Source organism: Amycolatopsis rubida, assembly GCF_900115345.1.
GTDB lineage: Bacteria > Actinomycetota > Actinomycetes > Mycobacteriales > Pseudonocardiaceae > Amycolatopsis > Amycolatopsis rubida.
Window position 1 is genome coordinate 335,488 of record NZ_FOWC01000004.1, and the last position, 19,666, is coordinate 355,153.

A 19,666-nucleotide genomic window follows, 5' to 3' on the forward strand; every position below is an offset into this window, starting at 1 on the left:
CCGGGTGTTCGCCGTCCCCGTTTGAGCGGGCCACGCATCAGCGTTGGTCTCGAGGGGCTGACGGGAAGGCGTCCCGCTGTTCCGGCCGGGGAGGTAGCCGACCGAACTCGGAGGCGTCAGCGCTAGAGCGGCCACTCTCCGTGATTCGGGATTCATCGTCACCTCCTTGCCGAGACAAGACCACCGGGCGACCTCTGCCGGAGACGCGGTTCGCCTCGCGGCGGGGGCCGGCTCGGCCATCGCGACTGCGAAGGAATGTAATCGCGGACACACTGACACTCAACGCAAACCTGAAGAAAAGTCAGGAAGGGCAGTCGACCTGCACTAATGCGCCCAGAGCAGGCGACGAAGGTGCGGGTTGAACCGGCTCGGCACGCCGTTCCGGCGTGACCGCGGCACGTAACCGACCCCCTGACGAAGGAGCTGAAGGCGGGGTGTACTGTATGTCCATACGAGATGCGGAGTTCACCTCTGCTTCGGGGCTATGGCGCAGCTGGTAGCGCACCTCACTGGCAGTGAGGGGGTCAGGGGTTCGAGTCCCCTTAGCTCCACCGTGATGAAACACCGCCCGCTGGGTCCAATGGTCCAGGCAGGGCGGTTTTTTCATTCTGCCAAATCTTGATTTTTGGGCTCTCGAACTTCAGCTACCGTTCAGTAGCTGGAGCAATCCTGGAGCAGCCCGTGACCCCGTTTCGGATCGGGCGCAAGTTCCGCTCCAGAACATGTCGCCGATCGGGTGGTTGACCCGACGTTTCTTCTGCATGCGACAAGCTGGTGCCCGCTGCACTACTTGCTCAACCGGCAACCAAACCAGCCGCAAGACAGGTGCCTTGGCGCGGCGAACTCGCCCCGCCCAACGCCGACCGCACCGACAGTCCTACAAGCGCGCCTCGCGCGATCCGCAGCAGGGTCCTGATCAGCGACCGCCCGGCCGAGGTCTCCGACCGGGCGGTCCCGGACACTGGACAGGCAACCTGATCATCGACAAAGACCACAAACCGCCATCGGCACCCTGGTCGAGCGCTTCTCCTGTTACGTGATGCTGGCCCACCGGGCCGCCCTACCACTCCGTCGCCTCGCCCGCGACGCCCTCATCGCCACCGCGTCGACCCTGCCCTCCCACCTGCGGCGGTCCCTGGCCTGGGACCAGGGTTCCAAACTGGCCGCGCACAAGGCTTTCGCCATCGCTACCGGCATGCCGATCTACTTCTGCAACCCCGGCAGCCCTTGGCAACACGGATCGAACGAGAACACGAACAGCCTGCTGCGTCAGTACTTTCCCAAGCGCACTGACCTCGCTGGCCACACCCGCCAGGCCCCGACGACACCGCCGCCGAACTCAACTCGCGACCACGCAAAACGCTCGGCTGGGAACCTCCAACCAAGCGCCTCGCTAAGCTTCTCTCCGAAGCCAGTTGATCAACTTGTGTTGCAACGACCCCTTGAATTCGCCATCGCGAGGCGATGCCGTTCGCGAGGCTACGCGGGTCAGTCTCCTTTCTTCGAGCGCCGTGTCGTCACGAAGGCTCCGATGATCGACGCGCTGCCGGTGCCGAAGACGCCGAGGCCTTGGGTGGGGGCCCCGTGAGATGCGAAGTGCAGCGCGGTGACGCCGAGAATGACGACTGCGCCAAGTCCGGTGGCCATGCCCAGCAGCCGGAGACCGACGTCGGCCCAATCCATGCGGCGGTCGTGTCGTTCGGCTCGTTCGACACCGATCAGAATGCGCTCGAAAGTGCCTGGGCTGATGTTCTCCCACTTCTGCGCCTGTGTTGCGGCGGGCAGGTCAGCCCAGCGGGACACGACCGGCTGCACTGGCATGACGGCCTTCCTCGACAACCACGCCCAGCTCGGGTGGCAACGTCTCGCACCGACATGCTCAACAGCAGCTAGTTCTGCTGACCTATTGCGGTGTCCGATACCGGGGTGACGCCACGTCAGCAAGGCCGCCGCGCAGCCTGCGGTGTCGCCATCCCACGAATCCCGAACCGGCCGCCCCGCAACCGCGCTGCGAGGCCTCCCTGGTTGAGGGGCGGCGTCAATCTGACGTGTGTAGTCACAAACGCAATGCCCGTGAGCCATGCTGCAGCTGTGCCCCGAAGAGCCAGTCGATCGCACCAGCAGACCGAGCGCGCCCGGTCGTCTTCCACAACTCCACCGTGGCCATCGTGAGCAGCCCGTCCACGATCAGCGGCCAGATAGCCGCCGCCGTCGCGTCCGCGCCGAGCGCGACCGGAGCCGTACAGCCGCACTGCACCCACAACGCCCGCCCCGAGGACCTGCCGGGCTCCGTCGTCGCGCTCATCGGGTACCACCGCCCACCGCTACCCACCGCGTGCCGACCGGACGAACCGTGATCTCACGACACTCGACCAGCACTTCCCGGTTCGCCTGCTGACACGGTAGTTCCACCCAAGTTGCGCAGGTCAGAGCGAATTTCTGGCCAGTTGGGCGTGGTCGCGGCGGCGGGCCGAGGCAGGTGCCTTGCGAGGGTTCGCGGGGGCCACGCAGCAAGTGGTCGCCAGGCCCGGCAGGCGCACCCCACGCTCAGGCCTGATGCCGCGCACCGGGCTCGCATGTTCAGACGCGCACGGGCCAACACCCTTCGCACAGATCCCGCTCCGCACGAAGGCGCTGACGCGCTTGCGGTCGTAGATGTCCGCTGTGCTGCGGGCTTGCGCAGCTCGCTGCCGACAGATCTCCGGGCAAGCGTCTCGGCCAGCTAGGTAGTTATCTGTGATTCACTTCACTGGAGCTTCCCTCCGCCATTCACGTCGTGGCCGTGCAACGTCGTGGACATGCAGACCAAAGTCTCGAAGTTGACAACCGCTACCGGCTTGCCAAACCGTCATATAGTGAATGATGATGCACTAAGGTCGCGGGGTGCGGCGCAGGGATGCGATGGGCAAAGGAGCCGGTGTGGACTTTGGTGAGCGCGCGGAACACCGGGATCTCCGCGCTACGGTGCGGGCGATCACCGCGAAGTTCGGGCCGGAGTACTACGTGCCGCTGGCCGAGGCCGGCGAGCCGACCGCCGAGCTGTGGGCCGAGCTGGGACGGAACGGTTTCCTGGGGATCAACCTGCCCGAGGAATACGGCGGAGGCGGCGCGGGGCTGACCGAGCTGGCCATCGTGTGCGAGGAGACCGCCGCCGCGGGGTGTCCGCTCCTGTTGCTGCTGGTGTCGGCGGCGATCTCGGGCGAGATGATCTCGGGCTTCGGCACCGACGAGCAGAAGCGGTACTGGTTGCCGCGGATGGCTTCGGGCGAGGCGAAGGTGGTCTTCGGGATCACCGAACCGGAAGCGGGGTCGAACACCCACCAGCTCTCGACCGTCGCCCGGCGGGACGGTGACGACTTCGTCGTCACCGGCACCAAGCACTACATCTCCGGCGTGGACGAGGCCGAGGCGATCCTGCTCGTCACCCGGTCCGGGCGGGACGACGCCACCGGTCGCGGCAAGTTGTCGCTGTTCCTCGTCCCCACGGACACTCCCGGCCTGGTCGCGACCCCGTTGCCGGTTTCGGCGAAGCTGCCGGAGAAGCAGTTCGTCCTGCATTTCGACGATATGCGGCTGCCTGCCAGTGCGCTGCTGGGAGAAGAGGGCAACGGCTTCCAGCAGGTGTTCCACGGGCTGAACCCGGAACGGATCACCGGCGCGGCCGTGTGCGTCGGCATCGCACGGCACGTACTGGCGCAGGCTGCGGCCTACGCCACGACGCGCGAGGTCTGGGGCGCGCCGATCGGCGCGCACCAGGGGGTCGCGCATCCGCTGGCGAAGGCCCGGATGGAGACCGACCTCGCGGCGCTGATGACAGCCAAGGCGGCGTGGTCGCACGACAACGACCTGCCCGCGGGCGAGGCGGCCAACGTCGCCAAGTACGCGGCGGCCGATGCGGCGGGCGCGGCGGTCGAAGCAGCCATCCAGACCCACGGCGGCAACGGGCTCGCCACGGAATACGGACTGCTGCCGTACTGGGGCATCGCACGGCTGCTGAGGATCGCGCCGGTGAGCCGGGAGATGGTCCTCAACTTCGTCGCCCAGCACAGCCTGGGGCTGCCCCGCTCCTACTGATCCGACAGAACGGACCCTCCCGCAATGACTGTCCTGCGTTCCGCGCTCAATACCGCGGACGACACCTTCCGAACCAACTACCGGCACCAGAAGCAGGTACTGGCCGAGCTCGAAGAGCAGGTCCAGGCCGCCATCGAAGGCGGCGGGCAGCGTTACCAGAAACGACACCGCGACCGCGGCCGCCTGCTCGTGCGGGAACGTATCGAGCTGCTGCTCGACCGGGACGCGTCGTTCCTCGAACTGTCGTCGCTGGCGGCCTGGGGAACACAGTTCGCCGTCGGCGCCTCGGTGGTGACCGGCATCGGAGTCGTTTCGGGTGTCGAGTGCATGCTGATCGCGCACGATCCGACGGTGCGCGGCGGCGCGATGAACCCGTACTCGCTGAAGAAAACCCTGCGGGCACTGGAGATCGCGCGGATCAACCGGTTGCCGGTGATCAACCTGGTGGAGTCCGGCGGCGCGGATCTGCCGACCCAGTCCGAGCTGTTCGTGCACGCGGGCAAGATCTTCCACGATCTGACCGAGCTGTCGGCACTCGCGATTCCCACGATCGCGCTGGTGTTCGGCAACTCCACGGCGGGTGGCGCGTATGTGCCGGGGATGTGTGACTACGCGGTGATGGTCGACCGGCAGGCGAAGGTCTTCCTCGGCGGTCCGCCGCTGGTGAAGATGGCGACCGGGGAGGACGCGGACGACGAGGAACTCGGCGGCGCGTCCATGCACGCCAAGGTTTCCGGGCTGTGCGACCACTTCGCCGTCGACGAGCGCGACTGCATCCGCATCGGGCGGCAGATCGTGTCCGAACTCAACTGGCACAAGCTCGGCCCCGGCCCGACGATGCCTGCCGACGAGCCGCTCTACGACCCCGACGAGCTGCTGGGCATCGCGCCGTCGGACATCAAGGTTCCCTTCGACCCGCGCGAGGTGATCGCCCGGGTGGTCGACGGCTCCCGGTTCGGGGAGTACAAAGCCTTGTGGGGCACCAGTCTTGTCACCGGCTGGGCGTCGGTACACGGCTACCCGGTCGGCATCCTCGCCAACGCCAGGGGCGTGCTGTTCAACGAGGAGGCCAAGAAGGCCAGCGAGTTCATCCAGCTCGCGAACCAGACCGACACGCCGTTGCTGTTCCTGCAGAACACCACCGGCTACATGGTCGGCAAGCAGTACGAGCAGGGCGGGATCATCAAGGACGGGTCCAAGATGATCAATTCCGTCGCGAACAGCAAGGTCCCGCACCTCACCGTGAACCTCGCAGCGTCCTTCGGCGCGGGCAACTACGGCATGTCGGGCCGTGCCTACGACCCGCGGCTGATGTTCGCGTGGGCCGGGTCTCGGCTCGCGGTGATGGGAGCGACCCAGCTGGCCGGCGTGATGTCCATCGTGGCCAAGTCGTCGGCGGCGGCCGCCGGGCGCGAGTTCGACACCGAGGCCGACGAGCGCAACCGCGCGGCGATCGAGGCGCAGATCGAGCAGGAGTCGCACGCCTTCTTCGTCACCGCGCGGCTCTACGACGACGGGCTCATCGACCCCCGGGACACCCGCACCGTGCTCGGCATCGCGCTGTCCGCCGCGCACTCCAACATCGTCGCCGGCCAGCGTGGCTACGGCGTATTCCGGATGTGAGGACCAACCTGATGACCACCCGAACCGCGGCGACCCGCCGCCCGATCCGGAAACTGCTCGTGGCCAACCGCGGCGAGATCGCCGAACGGGTCATCCGCTCCGCGCGCGCCATGGACATCGCCACCGTCGCGGTGCACTCCGACCCCGACGCCGACGCCTTGTTCGTCGAGGCCGCCGACGAGGCGGTCCTGCTGCCGGGCGCGGCCTCGTCGGACACCTACCTGCGCGCCGACCGCATCATCGAGGCGGCGCTGGCCACCGGGGCGGACGCGATCCACCCCGGGTACGGATTCCTGTCCGAGAACGCCGGTTTCGCCCGTGCCTGCGCCGAGGCCGGCCTGCTCTTCGTCGGCCCGCCGGTCGAGGCGATCGAGGCGATGGGCTCGAAGATCGCCGCGAAAGAGCTGATGGCCAAGGCAGGCGTGCCGGTGCTGCCGGGCGCCACAGTCGACGACGCCGAGGACGTCGACGCCGCGGCCGTCACCGCGATGGCCGCCGAGATCGGCTACCCGCTGCTGGTCAAGGCCGCTTTCGGCGGCGGAGGCCGGGGGATGCGGATCGTCCGGGAATCCGGTGCGGTCGTCGAGGCCGTGACCGGCGCGCGGCGCGAAGCGGCGTCGGCGTTCGGCAACGGGACCGTGTTCCTCGAACGGTTCGTGGAGAACCCCCGCCACGTCGAGGTGCAGATCTTCGGCGACGCCCACGGCACCGTCGTGCACCTCTTCGAACGCGAATGCTCCATCCAGCGGCGCTACCAGAAGATCATCGAGGAGGCGCCCTCTCCCGCCGTGGACGAGGCGCTGCGCGAGCAGCTCGGCGCCGCGGCGGTGGCCGCGGGTGCCGCGATCGGTTACACCGGTGCGGGCACGGTCGAGTTCGTCATGGCCGCCGACGGCGAGTTCTTCTTCCTCGAGGTGAACACCCGCCTGCAGGTCGAGCACCCGGTCACCGAGGCGATCACCGGACTCGATCTCGTCGCCCTGCAGATCCAGGTCGCCGAGGGCGAACCGCTCCCGCGCGAGGTCCGCGAGGCGACGATCACCGGGCACGCCGTCGAGGCCCGCCTCTACGCGGAAGACCCCGCCGCGGACTACCTGCCGGGCAGCGGAACGCTGCACCGCTTCCGCGTTCCGAAGCTGCCGGGCGTGCGCGTCGACACCGGGGTCCGCGACGGCTCGGTCGTGGGCACGAACTACGACCCGATGCTCGCCAAAGTCATCGCGCACGGGAAGACCCGTTCCGAGGCCGTGCGCAAGCTGGCCAGAGCGCTGGCGGAAACCAGGATCCACGGTCTGGTGACGAACCGCGACCTGCTCGTCGCGATCTTGCGCGAGCCGGAATTCATCGCGGGAGCCACCGACACCGGATACCTCACGCGGCACGAACCCGCCGCGTTGATCGGTGTCCCCGACAAGACCACCGTGGCCGTGCACGCGTTGGCCGCAGCTGTCTCGGGCCAGGCCGACCGCCGGGCGCGGACCCGCGTGCAGCGGGCCGTCCCCACGGGCTGGCGCAACGTCCCCAGCGCGCCCCAGCTTGCCGGATACCGCGTCGGCGAGGCCGAGGTGGAGCTGACCTACCGCTTCACCCGCGACGGGGTGGAGGCCAGCGTCGACGGGACACCGCTGGCCGGTCCGGCCGTCCTCGACGCCGCCCCGGACCAGGTCGATCTCCGGGTCGAAGGGGTGCGGCGCAGGGTCCACACGCATCAGGTCGGCGACACCGTCTACTGCGACAGCGTGCTCGGCAGCACCGCACTCGTCGAACGGCCCCGGCTGCCCGAACCCGGGATCGACGCCACGCCCGGTTCCTTGCTGGCCCCGATGCCCGGCACGGTTGTCCGCGTCGTCGCGGAACCGGGGCAGCGGGTGGACGCGGGTGCGGTGATCCTCGTGTTCGAGGCCATGAAGATGGAGCACTCGGTGCGCGCGCCGGTCGCCGGCGTCGTCGCCGAACTTTCCGTCCAGCTGGGACAGACCGTCGAATCCGGCGAGATCGTCGCCGTGCTCACCGAGGAGGAGGCGTGATGTCGCCCGTGCGCTACGAGCTGACCAACGGAGTCGCCTGGCTCATCATCGACCGCCCGGAGGCACGCAACGCGCTGAGCGAGTCCGTCCGAAAAGGACTGTTCGAGGGGGTGCGCCGGTTCAACGCCGATGACGCGGCCAAGGTTCTCGTCCTCACCGGCACCGGGGAGAAGGCGTTCTGCGCCGGCGGCGATCTCAAGGAGATGAACGAGAACGCGCTGACCGTTCCGCCACCGGACTTCCTGCCCCAGCTGGGCCGCAACATCGACGTGCCGAAGCCGACGATCGCCGCGGTCAACGGCATCGCCTACGGCGGCGGGTTCCTGCTCGCCCAGCAGTGCGACCTCGTCGTCGCCGCCGAGCACGCCCGGTTCGCCGTCTCCGAGGTCAAGATCGGCCGGGGTTCGCCATGGGCCGCGCCGCTGTCGTGGCTCGTACCGCCGCGGATCGCGATGGAGATCCTGCTGACCGGTGACCCGATCAGCGCCGGACGCGCCCAGCAGTACGGGCTGGTCAACGACGTCGTGCCGGCAGCGGGACTGGCCGAGCGCGCACAGCAGCTCGCGGAACGGATCGCCGCGAACGCCCCGCTGTCCGTGCTCGCCGCCAAACGCACCGCGTACCTCTCCGCCAGTCACGACCGGGCCGAGGCCTACGACCGGGCCGAGGAGATCTGGGAGCCGGTCTACCGGTCGGCGGACGCGCAGGAAGGGCCGCTGTCGTTCCGGGAAAAGCGCGCTCCGGTCTGGCAGGGCCGCTGACGTGGGCGTCTCGATGGACCAGGTCCTCGACGATCTCATGGCCGAAACCGAGGTACTGCGGGAGTTGATCGCGGACCTCGACGACACGGGAATCTCCGCTTCCACCCCCGCCGCCGGGTGGACCGTGCGCGACCAGCTGACCCATCTCGCCTACTTCGACGAGACCGCGACCCAGGCCGCCGTCGATCCCGCGGCGTTCCGGCGCGACGCCGAGGCGTTGCTGGCGGGCGGCATGGACTTCCCCGATCGCGTCGCGGCCGAGCACGCGAAGCTGCCCGCGGCCGACGTCCGTGCGTGGTTCGCGCGGGCGCGTACTGAACTGGTCGCGGTTTTCCGCGGGCTGGAGCCGAAGGCGCGGCTGCCGTGGTACGGACCGGACATGAGCGCGCTGTCCTCGGCCACCGCCCGGTTGATGGAAACCTGGGCACACGGGCAAGACGTCGCCGACACGCTGGGCCGGGACCGGGAGCCGACCGACCGGCTGCGCCACATCGCCCACCTCGGTGTGCGGACCACCGCGTTTTCCTTTGCCCTCAACGGCAAACCGGCACCCTCGGTGCCGATCCGGGTCGAGCTCGACGCGCCGTCCGGCGATCGTTGGGCGTGGGGACCGGACGCCGCCGAGGACCGGGTCGCCGGGACCGCGCTCGACTTCTGCCTCGCCGTGACCCAGCGCCGTCACCTCGACGACACCGCGCTCCGGGTGACCGGGCCGGTGGCGGCCGAATGGCTGTCCATCGCCCAGACCTTCGCCGGAGCCCCCGGCACGGGCCGCGCGCCGTTGTCCGCGACTACGCAACCAGGAGGACCATCGTGACCACCATCGGCGGCCGGGCAGTCCGGATCGGCAACTGCTCGGGTTTCTACGGCGACCGGCTGCAGGCGGCCCGGGAAATGGTCGAGGGCGGCCCGATCGACGTGCTCACCGGCGACTACCTGGCCGAGCTGACGATGCTGATCCTGTGGAAGGCCAGGCAGAAGGACCCCGCCACCGGCTACGCGAAGACCTTTCTCACCCAGATGGAACACGTGCTGGGCACGTGCTTGGACCGCGGCATCCGGATCGTGTCCAACGCCGGCGGCCTCAACCCGGCGGGACTCGCCGCGGAGCTGGGGACACTGGCCGAGCGGCTCGGCCTGCACCCGCGAATCGCCTATGTCGACGGTGACGACCTCGTCGGCCGCCTCGACGACCTGCAGGCGGCCGGGCATTCGCTGGCGCATCTGGACACCGGCCGCAAGCTTGCCGACGCCGGCGTGAGCCCGGTGTCGGCCAACGCTTATCTCGGCGCGTGGGGAATCACCGAAGCGCTGCGGGCGGACGCCGACGTCGTGGTCACCGGCCGGGTCACCGACGCCTCGGTGGTGGTCGGCCCCGCGGCTTGGTGGCACGGCTGGACGCGGGAAGACGACCAGATCCACGACAAGATCGCCGGCGCGATGGCCGCGGGGCACGTGATCGAATGCGGTCCGCAGGCCACCGGCGGAAACTACGCCTTCTTCGAGGAGGTGACCGACCGCCGCTACCCCGGCTTCCCGATCGCCGAGGTCGATGCCGACGGCTCCAGCGTGATCACCAAGCACGACGGCACCGGCGGTCTCGTCTCGGCCGGGACGGTGACCGCGCAACTGCTGTACGAGATCGGCGAGCCGGCGTACCTCGGCCCCGACGCGGTCGCCCACTTCGACACCATCGAGCTGACTGAACAGGGCCCGCACCGCGTTCGCATCAGCGGCACGCGCGGCAGCGCCCCCACCGACCAGCTCAAGGTCGCGCTCAACTACGAGGGCGGCTACCGCAACACCATGACGCTCGTGCTGACCGGAACCCGCATCGAAGAGAAGGCCGCGTGGGCACAGCAGCAACTGAGCGAGCTGCTCGGCGGACGGGACCGGTTCGCGGAGTTCGACGCGCAGTTGCTGCGGTTCGACCACCCCGACGCCGAGACCAACGCCGAGGCCACCGCCCATCTGCGAGTCACGGTGAAGGACGCCGACCGGCGCAAGGTCGGGCGGGCGTTCTCCAACACGGTCATGGAGCTGGCGCTCGGCGGCTACCCGGGCTTCCACACCACCACGCCGCCGTCGGCGGAAAGCGCTTACGGCGTCTACTGGCCGGCGCTGGTCCCGGCCTCGGAGGTGGCGCACCGGGTCACCCTGCCCGACGGCTCCGTCCGCGCCATCCCGCACAGCACCGTGACCGCATCCGTGCCCGCCCCGGCGGCTCCCACCCTTCCGGCGGCACTCGACGGGCCGACCCGTCGAGTGCCGCTGGGTACCATCGCCGGAGCGCGGTCCGGGGACAAGGGCGGCAACGCCAACATCGGCGTATGGGCCAGGACGGCCGACGCATACACGTGGCTGCGCGGGTATCTCACCGCCGAGCGGATGCGGGAGCTGATCCCGGAAGCGGCCGAACTGGAAATCCGGCGGTTCGATCTGCCGAACCTCAGTGCGGTCAACTTCGTGATCGTGGGCATCCTCGGCGCGGGTGTCGCTTCGGCGACCCGGCCCGATCCCCAGGCCAAGGGGCTCGGCGAATACCTGCGCAGCAGGTCGGCCGATATCCCGGAAAGCCTGCTGCGGGGCTGATCGCCGTGGCACAGGCACGGACGCCACGACGGGATCCCGAGCGCAAGGCGCGGATACTGGCCGCGTCGGCCGAGCTGATCTCGCGACACGGGTACCACGCTGTCGGGCTGGCCGAGATCGGCACCGCGGCAGGCATCGTGAGTACCGGGATCTACCGGCACTTCCCGAGCAAGTCGGCGATCCTGGCCGCGCTGCTGGAGCAGGTGATGCAGCTGCTGGGCGCGACGGCCAGCGAGATCGTCGCGACCGCACCCGACGACCGGACCGCGCTCGCCCGGCTCATCAGCCACCACGTCCAAGTCGCGATCCATGATCGGCGCGTCCTGCAGGTCTACCATCTGGAGGCGCGAAGCCTCCCGGCCGAGAACCTGCGCAGGCTTCGCCGGGCGCAGCGCCATTACCTCGAGGACTGGGTCGCCGTGGTGATGCCGCTGCGGCCCGGTCTCGCCGACGGCGAGGCACGGGTGCTGGTCCACGCGGCGATCGGCAGCGTCCAGTCGATCCTGTTCCACGATTCCGGACTGACCGAACAGCAGCTGACCTGCCTGCTCAGCCATACCGCACACGCGTGTCTCGGGGTCGTGCCGAACTGACGCCGGGTCACGCCAGCAGCGCTTGTGCGACCGCGTCGAGGTCGTCGGGCAGTCCCTGCACCGCGATCGAGTCGATCACGGTGGATTCCCACCGCCCCAGGTCTTCGCGGATCTTGCGCGCGGGGCCGATGAGCGCGACGTCCTCGACGACGGCGGTGGGGATCGCGGAGGCCGCCGCGCGCTTTTCCCCGCGCAGGTACAGATCCTGCACCCGGGCAGCGAGTTCGGCGTGGCCCCGGCGGGCGAAGACGTCGTGGTGGAAGTTCGCGCCACGCGCGCCCATGCCGCCGAGATACCGCGCAAGGTCCGGCCGGACCCGGTCGGCGGCACGTTCGACGTCCCCGTCCACGACGACGGGCACGGTGGCGACAACCTCGAAGTTCTCGGGGCGACCGCCGGGCCGGCGCGCGAACCCGGCCGCCAGCGCCTGCCGGTAGCGCTCGTCGTCGTGGGGGCTGAAGAACATCGCGTGCCAGCCGTCGGCGATTTCGGCGGCGAGCGCGACATTGCGCGGGCCTTCGGCACCCAGCTGGATCGGCAGGCTGGGCCGGAGCGGGTGCAGGGACGAACGCAACGGCTTGCCGAGCCCGGTGCCGCCGGGGGACGGGAGCTGCTGGAACTCTCCGTCGTAGGTGAGCGGCCGTTCCCGGGCGAGCACCTGCTGGACCACGCCGACGTACTCCCGGGTCCGTGCCAGCGGCCGGGGAAAGGCGACACCGTGCCAGCCCTCGGACACCTGGGGCCCGGAGGCGCCGAGCCCGAGCACCACCCGTCCGCCGGAAAGGTGGTCGAGAGTCGCCGCGGCCATCGCGGTCGCGGCGGGGGTGCGAGCGGGAATCTGCGCGACCGCGGTGCCCAGCCGCACGCGCGTGGTGCGGGCCGCGCACCACGCGAGCGGGGTGAACACGTCCGACCCGTAGGCCTCGGCGAACCAGATGCCGTCGAAGCCGAGGTCCTCGATCCGCCTGACCCGCTCACCCCAGCGGGGCGGCGGACCGCTGAAGAACTGGCCGACGTTGATGCCTACCGGAAAGGTCATTAGTGCATTGTCATTCACTTTTTACGCGGGATCAACCTGCCACTATGGGGAAAATATGTGAACTGGTAGTTACTTAGGACTTGCGGTTGTGCCCGCGGAGTTGGATGCTGTCGGTCATCGGGCAGGCAGCAAGGAGGCTGACGTGGACCTGAACGGGAAGATCGATGTCACGACGTTGCGGGGCCGTCGTGCCGTGAACCGCTGGGAGCGGACCTCGGTCGGCGACGTGTTCGAGCGGCTGACGTGGAGCTACCCGGACAAGGTCGCGATCACCGGTCGCCAAGGGGCCTACGGCGAGGAGAGGTTCGCCTCGGTCACCTACCGGCAGGCCGACGAAATCGCGAACCAGCTCGCGCACGCGCTGGCGGCCCGCGGCCTCCGCCCCGGCGCCCGGGTCGTGCTGTTCTGCGAGAACTCGGTCGAGGCCTATCTCGCCAAGATCGGCATCGCGAAAGCCGGGATGGTCGCGATGCCCGTCAACCCCGCGTTGGCCGCGGACGTACTGGAGTACCTGGTTCGGCAGGCGGAGCCGGCGGCGGCGATCGTCGACGCCGAACTGTGGCCCCGCGCGGAAAGCGCCTTCGCCGCGACTGGTCTGGCGGTCGCGGCGACCGTCACCGTCGGCGGCGGCCCGGTCGCCGCGAGCCCGAGCTTCGGCGACTTCATCGAGGGACAGCCGAGCACCGAGCCGGTCGTCGAGATCCACGGGGACGACATCTGGCAGCTGCTCTACACCTCGGGCACGACCGCCATGCCCAAGGGCGTCATGACCTCCCACAGCGCCAGCCATTTCGCGGCGCTGAACTTCGCGGTCTCCCTCACCCGCGGGCTGCGGGTGGAGACGGAACTGAAGGTGCTGACCTCGCTGCCGATGATCTACCACGTCGGCGACCAGATCTTCTCCCTGTCGGCGTTCCTCGCCGGCGGTTCGCTGGTGCTGGGCCGCCGTCCGGCTCCGGACCAGATCGCCCTCGCGATCGAAGAAGAACGGCCGACCGCGGTGTGGGCTGGCTCCCCGCAGTTCGTCGCCGCGTTGACGGCCGAAGCGGACAAATCCGGTCGCGACCTGTCGAGCCTGACCGTCCTCGTCTACGGCTGGGGCGCGCTCGCCCCGGCGGTGTACGAGTACCTGCGAGGCAAAGCGCCAGGGCTGGTGGTACTGGGCATCTTCGGGCAGACCGAGGCGATCGCCTGTCACCGGTTCTGGCCCGCGAAGTGGCCGGAGGTCTACGAACGCACCGCGCCCGCCGTGAACTACGTCGGCGTGCCGAGCCCGCTGCTCGCCTCGGATGTCGTCGACGAGGCCGGCGAGTCGTTGCGCGACAAGCCGGACACCCCTGGCGAAGCCGTCTACCGAAGCCCGATCGTCACGGCCGGCTACTACCTCAACGAGGAGGCGACGCGAGAGGCGTTCCGCGGCGGCTGGTTCCACTCCGGCGACAGCGCCGCGGTGGACGCCGACGGTCTGCGCGTCATGGTCGACCGGTTCAAGGACATCGTGAAGTCGGGCGGGGAGAACGTGTCCAGCCTGCGGGTGGAGTCGGTGCTGCTGGGCCATCCCGCAGTCGAGAAGGCGGCGGTGATCGGTCTTCCGCACGAGCACTGGGGTGAGGCGGTGACGGCCGTCGTAGTGCTCCGGCCTGGGGCCGATGCGGACGAAGCGGCGATCATCGCGCACTGCCGGGCGTCGCTCGGCGGCTACGAGACGCCGAAGGCGGTCGTCTTCACCGACGCACTGCCCGAAACGGTTGGCGGCAAGATCCTCAAGTACAAGCTCCGCAGGCACCACGCGGACCTCTTCCGCGGCCAGGCCTGACCGACCGCGACGACAAGGAGCGATGCTGACGTGGGTGGCTACGACGAGGTCTATGCGGCGAGCGTGGCGGACCGGGAGGGGTTCTGGCTCGCCGCCGCCGAAGCGCTGGACTGGCACCGCACCCCCACCAGGGCGCTCGACGACGGGCGCCCGCCGTTCTACCGCTGGTTCCCCGACGGTGAGCTGAACGTCGCGCACAACGCGCTCGACCGGCACGTCGCGGCCGGCCGGGGCGAGCAGGCGGCGCTGGTCTACGACTCCCCCGTGACGGGCACCCGGCTCACTTATACCTACGCGAGGCTGACCCAGGAGGTGGCGGCTTTCGCCGGAGTATTGCGCGGTCTCGGCGTGGTCGCCGGCGATCGGGTCGTGGTGTACCTGCCGATGGTCCCGGAGGCGGTGATCGCCATGCTCGCGTGCGCGAGGATCGGCGCGGTGCATTCCGTCGTGTTCGGCGGGTTCGCGGCCAACGAGCTCGCGGTCCGGATCGACGACGCCACCCCGAAAGTCGTCGTCTCCGCGTCCTGCGGCATTGAAGGCAAGCGGGTCATCGAGTACAAACCGTTGCTGGATCGCGCGCTCGAACTCGCCACGCACCGGCCCGGCAACTGCGTGATTCTTCAACGGCCGCAAGCGAAAGCCACACTGGGGCCCGGAGACCTCGACTGGGCCGAGGCCGTGGCGAGCGCGGCACCGGCGGACCCGGTGCCGGTGAAGAGCACCGACCCGCTCTACGTGCTCTACACCTCGGGCACGACCGGCAAGCCCAAGGGCGTGGTCCGGGACTCCGGCGGCTATGCCACCGCGCTGGCGTGGTCGATGCCCAACGTCTACGACGTCGGACCCGGGCAGACGATCTTCACCGCGTCCGACGTCGGCTGGGTGGTCGGGCACTCCTACATCGTCTACGCGCCGCTGCTGGCCGGTGCGACGACGGTCCTCTACGAGGGCAAGCCGGTCGGCACGCCGGACGCGGGCCAGTTCTGGCGGGTATGCGCCGAAAACGGGGTGCGGTCCCTGTTCACCGCGCCGACCGCCTTCCGTGCGCTCCGGAAGGAGGACCCGGAGGGCGAGTACGCCCGCCAGCACGATCTGTCCGGGCTGCGCTATCTGTTCCTCGCCGGGGAAAGACTCGACCCGGAGACCTACCACTGGGCTTCGGAGCTGCTGGAGATCCCCGTCATCGACCACTGGTGGCAGACCGAGACGGGCTGGCCGATCGTGGCCGACCCGGCGGGCATCGAGCTGCTGCCGGTCAAGCCCGGTTCGCCGACAAAACCCTTGCCAGGATGGGACATCCGGGTGCTGGACGCCAACGGGGCGCAGGTTCCGGCCGGCCAGGACGGGGCCATCGTCGCCAAGCTGCCCTTGCCCCCTGGTGCTTTTTCGACGCTGTGGAACGACGACGGACGGTTCGTCGACTCGTACCTGGCGGCGTTCGAGGGCTATTACCTCACCGGCGACGGCGGGCGGATCGACAAGGACGGCTACGTGTTCGTCATGGGACGCACCGACGACGTCATCAACGTCGCCGGGCACCGCCTGTCCACCGGGGGCATGGAAGAGATCCTCGCCATGCATCCCGACGTCGCCGAATGCGCGGTGATCGGCGTGGCCGACGCGCTGAAGGGACAGCTCCCGCGCGGGTTCGTGGTGCTCAAGGCCGGGGTCGACGACTCCGCCGAGGGCTACGGCGCCGGTCTGCGAAAGGAACTGGTGGCACTGGTGCGGGACCGGCTCGGCGCGGTGGCGTCGCTCAAGGAGATCGACATCGTGCCGGCCCTGCCCAAGACGCGCTCCGGCAAGATCCTGCGCAAGACGATGCGCGGCATCGCCGACGGCCTCGACGAGCCGGTGCCGTCCACGATCGAAGACCGGAGCGTGCTCGACGCGCTGCGAGCCGTTCTCCGCGGGGATACCCGATGATCCCCGACACGACACACCGCCTGGTGGAACTGACCGTCCAGGACTCGATCGCCGTCGTGACACTGAACCGGCCGGACAGCCTCAACGCGTTGTCCGACGAGTTGCTCGGTGACCTCGAAACCACACTCGACCGCATCGACACCCACGTCTCCTGCCGCGCGATCGTCATCACCGGCAACGGACGGGCTTTCTGCGCCGGCGCGGATCTGCGGCAGCTGCTCGGCCGGCTGGACGGCGACGCGGAGAAGATCCTTTCGTTCGTGCGGCGGGCCGGGAAAGTGTTCAGTCGTCTCGAAAACTCACCGCTGCCGGTGGTCGCCGCGGTGCACGGGCACGCCGTCGCGGGCGGGTTCGAGCTGGCGCTGGCCGCCGATGTCGTGATCGCGGCCGAGGGAGCGCTGCTCGGTGACGGGCACCTGCGCTACGGCGTTCTCCCGGGCGGCGGGGGCACGGTCCGGCTGGAACGCAAGGTTCCCGCGAACGTCGCCCGCCGCCTGCTGCTCACCGGTGATCTCGAACCGGCGGAACGCTTTCGCGACTGGGGGCTGATCGACGAGATCGTGCCCGCCGAGCGGCTTCTGGACACCGCGCTGGCCCTCGCGCGGCGATGCGCCCGACGGAGTTCGCTGGGACTGGCCGAGTGCAAACGCGTGGCGAACGCGGCCAGGGACCTGCCCACGGCCGAGGCGCTCGAGTTCGAGTTCGACACCTTCGCGCGCTACAGCCGCTCCCACGACCTCAGGGAAGGGCTGACGGCGTTCCACGAGCGGCGCGCACCTCGCTTCGCGGGCCGGTGAGTCAGGCTCCCTGCTCGTCGTGCCATTCCTCGGCGGGCTCGACGAGGTGCGCCGCGGGGGCCGCGTCGACTCCGAGGCACGCGTGGGCGGTGCCGGTCAGCAACTCCGTCAGCTGTGGCTCCGGCAGTCCGGAGTTGTAGAACAGGATGGACTGGATGCTGCCGATCGCCGCGTGGACCAGCACCCGGATCTCGCCGTCGGCCAGGCCTGGGCGCAACGGCGCCACCGCGGCGACCCATTCCTCGATGTAGTGGCGCTGCGCACGGCGCAGGCGGCGCAGGTCGTTCTCCGGCAGGTTGCGGGCTTCCCGGTGGTACACCTGCAGGATCCGACGGTCGTGAATGGCCACTCTCGCGTGGTTGGCGATCAGCTCGCTCACCGCGAGCCGATCGTCGCCCGCTTTGTCCACGATGGTCGAAGCCGCGTGCGAGAGCTGGTCCATGACCTGCTCAAGCAGGTCCGCGAGAATCGCGGACTTGCTGTCGAAGTGCCGGTATATCCCGGATCCCACGATGCCCGCGGCCCGGCCGATATCGGCCATGCCCACGGTGTGATAGCCGTTTCGCGAGATCAGCTCGGCCGCCGCGGTCAAGATCAGCGCCTTCCTCGCGGGATCGCGCCGCCGCGCTTCCTTCACCGGTACCTCCTGACGGTCGTTGCCCTCGATGCTACCGCTGACGCCCCGCGAAGACGCCGTGCGCGGCCGGGCAAGCCCCGCGGCGAGCGGGTTCCGCGCTTTCCGGACGCAAAATAACCCGTTCATGTGAGGACACGTCGGGTTCCACGTGGTAGCTTCAGCTGGCTAGTGAACGTCTAATCACTAACTCGACTGGGCTGCCGAGCATAGATACCCGCCCTGGCGGGCGAGTTTCTTTCAAGCTGCCCACATTTCGGGACGACAATGAGGTCAACCTTGGCTGCTTTAAAGAATCTTCGTTCACAAAATGTGTTCCGGCGGGTGGTGACGCTGGCCGGCGGACTGCTGCTCGGCGCGAGCGCCGCCGTAGCTCCGGCCGGCGCGGCGGAACCTGCCGCCACCACTTGCCAGAACGTCGCGGTGCCGGTCACCGCGGCCGGGCAGGCGGCCACGATCGCCGGCACGCTGTGCACTCCGCCTGGTGCCACGACGGTGCAGATACTCGTTCACGGCTGGTCGTACGCGCGGTACTACTGGGACGCGCCCTACGAGCCCGACACTTACTCCTACGTGCGTGCGGCGAACAAGCGCGGCTACGCCACCCTGAACATCGACCGGCTCGGTGACGGCCAGTCCACCCGGCCGTTGAGCGCCTTCGACAACTTCTACGCCGATGTCAGTACCGTCCACCAGGTCATCACGGCCTTGCGGGACGGCAGGCTCGGCACCCCGTTCAGCAAGGTGATCGAGGTCGGGCACAGCCTTGGCGGCATCGTCACGATGACCGAAGCGGGCCTGTACAAAGACGTCGACGCCATCATGCCGACGGCGATCGCCCATTCCCTCAACTACGTCAACGTCGTCAGCAAGATCATCGCCGACGACTACCCGGCGGCGCTCGATCCGAAGTTCGCCGCGGCCGGGCTCGATCCCGCCTACCTGACCAGTTATCCGGGCACTCGCGGCGGGTTCTATCTCGGCTCCCCCTCCTCGACCGATCCCGGCGTGGTCGCGAAGGACGAGCAGCTCAAGGACACCGGCAATCTCGTGGAGCTGGCCACTCTGGCGGGCTACAACGTCCTGAACGTCGACCGCACGCTGAACATCCCGGTCTACACCGTCGTCGGGCAGCACGACCCGTTCATCTGCGGGCTGCTGGGGCCGAGCTGCTCGGACTCCAAGGCGCTGGCCGATTTCGAACGCCCGTTCTACGGTCCGCAGGCGACGGTCGTCGCGGACGTCGTGCCGAACACCGCCCACGATCTGCAGCTGGAGAAGAGCGCACCGGAGAGCAACGCACGCATGCTCGACTTCGCCGACAAGTATGTCGGGGCGGGCAACGCCGTGCGGAACACCGCCCCCGGCGCGGCGGCCGCGACGGCCGTTCCGCAAGCCCCGGCGCCCAGCCTCGCCGCGAAGGCGGTCAACGCGACGGTCGTCCAAGCCGTCGTGCCGGCTGTCGCGCTTCTGCAGCGGGCGAGCAACGTCGTCCCTGGGATCGGCGACAACAAGGATCCGATTCCGGGCATGGCACAGGCACTGTCCACGATCGGCAATCTGACCGACTCGCTGGTGGGGACCTTCCCCGAGGGGGTCATCGCCGGGACCTGACGCGACCGGGGCCGCGCGCCGGCATGCTCCGGCGCGCGGCTCGTCGGTCGTGGTCAGCAGTGCTGGACAAAGCACAGCGGGAGGCCGCTGCCGGACGCAGCTCCGCCGGCGCCGGTTCTCGTCGGATCCGTCCGCCGCGGCTCACCACGGCCCGGCCGTGAAGTGCTGTG

Annotated in this window: 16 protein-coding genes and 1 tRNA gene; 13 read left to right on the forward strand and 4 right to left on the reverse strand. The window is 69.3% G+C overall.

From position 1 onward, the window contains the following. The first annotated feature begins 478 nt into the window (after positions 1-478). Together BM362_RS19165 and BM362_RS46290 are read left to right on the forward strand one after the other, a co-directional pair. A tRNA-Ala gene (locus tag BM362_RS19165) sits at positions 479-551 on the forward strand. Between the two features lie 488 nt (positions 552-1,039). Then, the gene (locus BM362_RS46290; RefSeq protein WP_425285712.1) at positions 1,040-1,588 is read left to right on the forward strand and encodes an IS30 family transposase; all 549 of its coding nucleotides are present in this window, start codon (positions 1,040-1,042) and stop codon (positions 1,586-1,588) included. On the opposite strand, the gene BM362_RS46890 is transcribed toward BM362_RS46290, so the two are convergent. Together BM362_RS46890 and BM362_RS19175 are read right to left on the reverse strand one after the other, a co-directional pair. Continuing rightward, complete coding sequence (locus BM362_RS46890) at positions 1,489-1,821, reverse strand: hypothetical protein (protein WP_093574051.1); 333 nt, start codon at positions 1,819-1,821, stop codon at positions 1,489-1,491. The genes BM362_RS46290 and BM362_RS46890 overlap by 100 nt on opposite strands. A 235-nt stretch (positions 1,822-2,056) precedes the next feature. Continuing rightward, a complete protein-coding gene (locus BM362_RS19175) occupies positions 2,057-2,305 on the reverse strand; it encodes a hypothetical protein (protein WP_093574052.1) in 249 nt (82 codons plus the stop codon). A gap of 614 nt (positions 2,306-2,919) precedes the next feature. On the opposite strand from BM362_RS19175, the gene BM362_RS19180 reads away from it, so the two are divergent. Genes BM362_RS19180 through BM362_RS19210 form a run of 7 tightly spaced genes read left to right on the forward strand, consistent with a single transcriptional unit; the run spans position 2,920 to position 11,670 of the window. Next, positions 2,920-4,074 (forward strand): acyl-CoA dehydrogenase family protein, encoded by a 1,155-nt coding sequence (locus BM362_RS19180; RefSeq protein ID WP_093574053.1) that lies wholly within the window; start codon positions 2,920-2,922, stop codon positions 4,072-4,074. A gap of 24 nt (positions 4,075-4,098) precedes the next feature. After that, complete coding sequence (locus BM362_RS19185) at positions 4,099-5,697, forward strand: acyl-CoA carboxylase subunit beta (RefSeq protein ID WP_067591308.1); 1,599 nt, start codon at positions 4,099-4,101, stop codon at positions 5,695-5,697. Positions 5,698-5,708: 11 nt separating this feature from the next. Next, the gene (locus BM362_RS19190) at positions 5,709-7,724 is read left to right on the forward strand and encodes an acetyl/propionyl/methylcrotonyl-CoA carboxylase subunit alpha (RefSeq protein WP_067591311.1); all 2,016 of its coding nucleotides are present in this window, start codon (positions 5,709-5,711) and stop codon (positions 7,722-7,724) included. Further along, a complete protein-coding gene (locus tag BM362_RS19195; RefSeq protein ID WP_067591314.1) occupies positions 7,724-8,485 on the forward strand; it encodes an enoyl-CoA hydratase/isomerase family protein in 762 nt (253 codons plus the stop codon). Before BM362_RS19190 ends, BM362_RS19195 begins: the two co-directional genes overlap by 1 nt. Before the next feature lies 1 nt (position 8,486). Continuing rightward, positions 8,487-9,302, forward strand: coding sequence for a TIGR03084 family metal-binding protein (locus BM362_RS19200; protein WP_093574054.1), 816 nt, complete (start codon positions 8,487-8,489; stop codon positions 9,300-9,302). 5 nt (positions 9,303-9,307) lie between these two features. Further along, a complete protein-coding gene (locus BM362_RS19205) occupies positions 9,308-11,077 on the forward strand; it encodes an acyclic terpene utilization AtuA family protein (protein ID WP_280142737.1) in 1,770 nt (589 codons plus the stop codon). Between the two features lie 5 nt (positions 11,078-11,082). Continuing rightward, positions 11,083-11,670, forward strand: a complete 588-nt coding sequence (locus tag BM362_RS19210) for a TetR/AcrR family transcriptional regulator (RefSeq protein ID WP_093574056.1) — start codon at positions 11,083-11,085, stop codon at positions 11,668-11,670. 7 nt (positions 11,671-11,677) lie between these two features. Here BM362_RS19210 and BM362_RS19215 read toward each other — a convergent pair whose 3' ends face one another. Then, the gene (locus tag BM362_RS19215) at positions 11,678-12,709 is read right to left on the reverse strand and encodes an LLM class F420-dependent oxidoreductase (RefSeq protein WP_067591320.1); all 1,032 of its coding nucleotides are present in this window, start codon (positions 12,707-12,709) and stop codon (positions 11,678-11,680) included. 142 nt (positions 12,710-12,851) lie between these two features. On the opposite strand from BM362_RS19215, the gene BM362_RS19220 reads away from it, so the two are divergent. The 3 genes from BM362_RS19220 to BM362_RS19230 are packed head-to-tail and all read left to right on the forward strand — an operon-like array spanning position 12,852 to position 17,248. After that, positions 12,852-14,525, forward strand: a complete 1,674-nt coding sequence (locus BM362_RS19220) for an AMP-binding protein (RefSeq protein WP_093574057.1) — start codon at positions 12,852-12,854, stop codon at positions 14,523-14,525. A gap of 30 nt (positions 14,526-14,555) precedes the next feature. Continuing rightward, complete coding sequence (locus BM362_RS19225; RefSeq protein WP_093574058.1) at positions 14,556-16,451, forward strand: AMP-binding protein; 1,896 nt, start codon at positions 14,556-14,558, stop codon at positions 16,449-16,451. Then, positions 16,448-17,248: an enoyl-CoA hydratase/isomerase family protein gene (locus BM362_RS19230; protein ID WP_067591328.1), complete on the forward strand. Its 801-nt coding sequence runs from the start codon at positions 16,448-16,450 to the stop codon at positions 17,246-17,248. The genes BM362_RS19225 and BM362_RS19230 overlap by 4 nt, the downstream gene beginning before the upstream one ends. Before the next feature lies 1 nt (position 17,249). Here the strand turns inward: BM362_RS19230 and BM362_RS19235 are convergent, their stop codons facing one another. Beyond that, on the reverse strand, positions 17,250-17,885 hold the full coding sequence (locus BM362_RS19235) for a TetR/AcrR family transcriptional regulator (protein ID WP_067591330.1): 636 nt from the start codon (positions 17,883-17,885) through the stop codon (positions 17,250-17,252). A gap of 321 nt (positions 17,886-18,206) precedes the next feature. On the opposite strand from BM362_RS19235, the gene BM362_RS19240 reads away from it, so the two are divergent. Beyond that, complete coding sequence (locus BM362_RS19240; RefSeq protein WP_157905083.1) at positions 18,207-19,496, forward strand: alpha/beta hydrolase; 1,290 nt, start codon at positions 18,207-18,209, stop codon at positions 19,494-19,496. Positions 19,497-19,666: the final 170 nt, after the last annotated feature.